Source organism: Burkholderia sp. 3C, from assembly GCF_054589155.1.
The window spans coordinates 148,918-154,137 of record NZ_BAAILN010000044.1; the positions used below are offsets into that span (position 1 = coordinate 148,918).

Annotated in this window: 2 protein-coding genes and 1 pseudogene; 2 read left to right on the forward strand and 1 reads right to left on the reverse strand. The window is 69.6% G+C overall.

Going from position 1 to position 5,220, the window contains the following annotated elements:
* The coding region (locus ACYP33_RS07100; RefSeq protein ID WP_459620635.1) for a mechanosensitive ion channel family protein at positions 1–2,230 on the forward strand (2,230 nt) is incomplete at its 5' end.
* Between the two features lie 303 nt (positions 2,231–2,533).
* On the opposite strand, the pseudogene ACYP33_RS07105 reads toward ACYP33_RS07100, so the two are convergent.
* A pseudogene (locus tag ACYP33_RS07105) lies at positions 2,534–3,466 on the reverse strand (LysR family transcriptional regulator); the annotation flags it as partial.
* A 122-nt stretch (positions 3,467–3,588) separates the two neighbouring features.
* Here ACYP33_RS07105 and ACYP33_RS07110 point away from each other — a divergent pair.
* Complete coding sequence (locus ACYP33_RS07110) at positions 3,589–5,100, forward strand: CoA-acylating methylmalonate-semialdehyde dehydrogenase (RefSeq protein ID WP_414444464.1); 1,512 nt, start codon at positions 3,589–3,591, stop codon at positions 5,098–5,100.
* Positions 5,101–5,220: the final 120 nt, after the last annotated feature.

Sequence of the window (5,220 nt, forward strand, 5' to 3'; positions counted from 1 at the left end):
GCGCCAGGGCGCGCATTGGGCCGCGCAGATCGGCGGCGCGCTGCGCGATTCGATGCATTCGCTGCTCGACATCGGCTCGGTCGGCAGTTGGTGGCATGCCAAGCTCACGCACGGCACCGAGCGCGCCGAATTCCTCGATTTCCTGAAGCTGATCCTCGCGGCGCTGCTGCCGGCGCTCGCGGTCGAATGGCTGGCGCGCCGGCTGCTGCGGCGTGCGCTGGCCGCGCTCGCCGCACGCCGCGCGGGCCACGACCCTCACGACGACGAAGCCGACAGCGCAAACAGCACCGCGGCCTCGAACGCCTCCGGCGCAGCCGCCGAGGCGCAGGCCGAAGCTCGCGTCGAAGCGCGCGCGCAGGCGGACCGCGCCGCGCTCGGCGCCAACGATGCCGACGTGTCCGCCACCGCCGCCGACGCCTCGCTCGACCCGCAGCACATCGCCCACGCCAGCCGAGGGCGCGGCCACGCGCTGCGCCACAGTTCGGCGCTGCGCCGCATGCCGCGCGCGCTGATCAGCCTGGCGCTGCGCTCGGTGCCGGTGCTGGTGTTCGTCGGCGTGGCCACGCTGACGATGTCGGCGCTGACCGACGACGACACGCCGCCCGCCAATGCGGTCAGTTCGCTGATCGACATCTACGTGATCTGCCGGATGGTGGCGATCGTCTCGCGGCTGTTCTTCCAGCCCGATGCGCCGCAACTGCGCCTGCTCCATATCGACGATCGCTGGGCCGCGTTCACGCAGCACTGGATTCGCCGCATCGGGCTGGTGGTGGGCGGCTGCGCGGCCGCGGTGGAAACCGCCGCGAGCTTCGGCCTCAGCGAGGCCGGGCATCTGGCGCTGCTCAAGGCGGTGGCGCTGATCGGCCACGTCATGGTGTCGATCCTGATCCTGCAATGCAGCCGGCCGGTGGCCGCGCGGATTCGCGCGCACTGCGCCGGGCAGCCTTCTCTGGCGCTGCTCGGCAACGCGCTGGCCGATGCCTGGGCGCCCGTCACGGTGTTCGTGGTGATGGCGCTGTGGTTCGTCTGGGCGCTCGACGTGCACAACGGCTATCACGTCCTGATCTCGCTCGGCGGCCGCTCGATCGCCGTCATGATCGGCATGCGGATCGTCGCGATTCTGGTGTTCGGCGCGCTGGCCCGGCTGTTCGAGCGGCGCGACGCCGACAGCGGTACGGTGGTACATCGCCATGCGTACCGCTACTATCCGCTGCTGCGCCAGATCGTCTCGGGCGTGGTGGCCGTCGTGACGATCATCGCGCTGCTGCAGATCTGGGGCGTGCCGGTGCTGCGCGCGTTCGAATCGGGCACCATCGTCCACCGGCTCGCCTCGGCGCTGGTGACGATCGCGATCGCGGCGGTGGTGGCGCTGTTCGTGTGGGAGGCGGCCAACATCGGCATCGAGCGCCGCCTCGACAGCTGGACCCGGCAGGGCAACCTGGTGCGCGCCGCGCGCCTGCGCACGCTGCTGCCGATGCTGCGCTCGCTGCTGTTCATCCTGATCATGCTGGTGGTGGTGCTGACCGGCCTGTCCGAACTGGGCGTCAACGTCGGGCCGCTGCTGGCCGGCGCGAGCATCTTCGGCGTGGCGCTCGGCTTCGGCTCGCAAAAGCTGGTGCAGGATTTCATCACCGGCATCTTCCTGCTGATGGAAAACGCCATGCAGGTGGGCGACTGGGTCACGCTGGCGGGCGTGTCGGGCACGGTGGAATACCTGTCGATCCGCACCGTGCGGCTGCGCGCCGGCGACGGCTCGCTGCACACCGTGCCGTTCAGCTCGGTATCCACCGTCAACAACACCAATCGCGGGCTGGGCAACGCGGCGGTCAAGGTCAGCGTGCAGTACGGCGAGGATCTCGACGCGGCCGTGGCCACGCTCAAGGAGATCGGCGCGGCGTTGCGCGTCGATCCGCAATACAAGGACGGCATCCTGTCGGACTTCAGCTATTGGGGCGTCGATTCGGTGGACGGCGCGTCGATCGCGCTGTCGGGGCAGATCCAGTGCAAGGACACCACGCGCTGGGGCGTGCAGCGCGAATTCAACCGCCGCATCGCCGAGACGTTCCGCGAGCGCGGCATCCGCATCGCCAACCCGCAGCGCAACGTGCTGACGCGCGAATCGCACGACGGCGCGATTCCGCCCGACGCCGATCCCGACACGCCCGCCGACAAGGAATCGGGCCAGGCGGCCGGCTCGCCGCTCGACGCGCCGCCGCCGACGCGCAGTTGAACGGACGGCCTGCGCGATGGAACGGGGGCCCGACCTTGATCTGACGAGCTTGAGGGGCGCACCGCGCAGGATCGCGGTGCGCCCCTCGCCATTTCAGGCACGGGGGGCGGCGCGTTTGGCGTATTTCGCGTTCCTGGCTTCCTTGGCCTCCTTGCCTTCCTTGGCGTCGGCCTTGGCGCCCTTCGCCTCCTTGGCACCCTTCGCGTCATCCTTGCTGCCCTTCGCCTCCTTGGCGCCCTTCGCGTCGCCCTCCGCTTCCCTGGCGTCCCGGCCCTCCCTCGCTTCCCCCTCCGCCGCCACCCCGAAACCCGGCGCGAACGCCTCGCGCAGATACGCGACAAACGCCGTCACCACGCGCGGCACATGCGTCGCATAAGGACGCACCGCCAGCAATTGCTCGGCGAACACGCCCACCGGCCGCCATTCGGGCAGCACGCGCACCAGCGTGCCGGCGCGCAGCGCGGCCACGGCCGAGAAATCGGGCAGCAGCGCGATGCCGAGATCGTCGAGCGCCGCATCGCGCAGCACCTCGCTGTTGTTGGCGCACAGCGGCCCGGCGATCGGCGTGGTGACGCGCGCCGCGCGCGTGCGGCGCGTGCCGGCCCGCTCGAAGCTCCAGGCCGTCGACCCATGGCTGCGCGGGTAATAGAGGCAATCGTGTCCGACCAGATCCTCGGGCCGGGCCGGCGCGCCGCGCTTCGCCAGATAACCGGGCGTGGCCACCAGCACCGACACCGTGCGGCACAGCTTCCAGGCCACGTGCGTATCGGGCGCGGCGGCGCTGTGGCGAATCGCCAGATCGAAGCCCTCGGTGGCGAGCGACACGAGCCGATCCGACACGTCGAGCTGCACGCGCGCCTCCGGGTGGCGGCGGCTGAATTCGGCCAGGCGCGGCGCCAGATGCTGACGCGCCAGCGCCACCGGCGCGCTCACGCGCAGGCTGCCGCGCACCACCTCGGCCGTGTCGCGCACGCCCGAGAAGCTCTGCGCGATGCGTTCGTAGAGCGGCCGGGTTTCCTCCACCAGCCGCAGCCCCGCCTCGGTCAGCCGCACGCTGCGCGTGGTGCGCTGCACCAGCGGCACGCCGGCGGCGCGCTCCAGCTCGGCGATCTTCAGGCTGACGGCGGCCTTGCTGACGCCGAGCCGCCCGGCCGCGCCCGTGTAGCTGCCCTGGTCGGCCAGCACCGTGAGCCAGTGCAGATGAGCCCACAGGCTCTCGATTTGGTCGATGTTCATCGCGTGATTGTTCAGAAATTTAAACAATGATTTCATCGGCAGTGTATATCCATCGGGCGGCGCGGCTCCTACACTGCACAGCACTGACCGGCCACGCCCGGCAATCCACCCAGGAGGAGCCCATGAATCCGTACACCGACCGCACCGACGTCGAACACTTCATCGACGGCCAGCGCACCGCCAGCCACGGCACGCGCACGCAGGCCGTCTACAACCCGGCCACCGGCGAGGTGGCCCGCACGCTGCGCCTGGGCGACACCCGCGATGTCGATGCGGCCGTCGAATCGGCCAAGCGCGCGTTCGCGGGCTGGAGCAACACGCCGGCGATCCGCCGCGCGCGCGTCATGCTGCGCTTCCTCGAACTGATGAACCAGCGCCGCGACGAGCTGGCCGCGATCATCGTGGCCGAGCACGGCAAGGTGTTCAGCGATGCGCAGGGCGAAGTCTCGCGCGGCATCGACGTGATCGAATTCGCCTGCGGCATCCCGCAACTGCTCAAAGGCGACTACACCGAGCAGGTCTCCACCGGCATCGACAACTGGACCACCCGCCAGGCGCTCGGCGTGGTGGCCGGCATCACGCCGTTCAACTTCCCGTGCATGGTGCCGTGCTGGATGTTCCCGGTCGCGATCGCCGCCGGCAACACGTTCATCCTGAAACCGAGCGAGCGCGATCCGTCGGCCTCGCTGTTCATGGGCGCGCTGTTCAAGGAAGCCGGCCTGCCGGACGGCGTGTTCAACGTCGTGCAGGGCGACAAGGAAGTGGTCGACGCGCTGCTCCAGCATCGCGACGTGAAGGCCGTCAGCTTCGTCGGCTCCACGCCGATCGCCAACTACATTTACGAAACCGGCGCGAAGAACGGCAAGCGCGTGCAGGCCCTGGGCGGCGCGAAGAACCACATGGTGGTGATGCCCGACGCGGATCTCGACGCCGCCATCGACGGCCTGATCGGCGCGGGCTACGGCTCGGCCGGCGAGCGCTGCATGGCGATCTCGGTGGCGGTGCTGGTGGGCGACGTGGCCGACAAGATCGTGCCGCGCCTGGCCGAACGCGCCCGCGCGCTGAAGATCGGCAACGGCATGAACGCCGAATCCGAAATGGGCCCGATCGTCACGCGTCAGGCCGTGGAGCGCATCGAGGGCTATGTCGGCCTGGGCGTCGAGGAAGGCGCCACGCTGGTGGTGGACGGCCGCGGTCACCAGGTCGAAGGCCACGAAAACGGCTTCTTCACGGGCGGCACGCTGTTCGACCACGTCACGCCCGAGATGCGCATCTACAAGGAAGAAATCTTCGGCCCGGTGCTGGCCTGCGTGCGCGTGAAGGATCTCGGCGAGGCGATCGACCTGATCAACGCGCACGAATTCGGCAACGGCGTGGCGGTGTACACGCGCGACGGCCACGTGGCACGCGAATTCGGCCGCCGCATCGAAGTGGGCATGGTGGGCATCAACGTGCCGATCCCGGTGCCGATGGCTTGGCACGGCTTCGGCGGCTGGAAGCGCAGCCTGTTCGGCGACATGCATGCGTACGGCGAGGAAGGCGTGCGCTTCTACACGCGTCAGAAGTCGATCATGCAGCGCTGGAACGAAAGCATCGAGAAGGGCGCGGAATTCGCGATGCCGACCGCGAAGTAAGCGCGTCGGCCGGCCGCCTCGATCGGGGCGGCCGGGCAAGCCTCACAATCACGCGGCAATCAAAAAGCCGGCGATCGCAGCACGCGATCGCCGGCTTTTTCACGTTCGCCGCATCGGCTC

Excerpts from the sequence above, each read along its gene's own strand:
- ACYP33_RS07110 (WP_414444464.1), top strand. The coding sequence starts at position 3,589 with ATGAATCCGTACACCGACCGCACCGACGTCGAACACTTCATCGACGGC.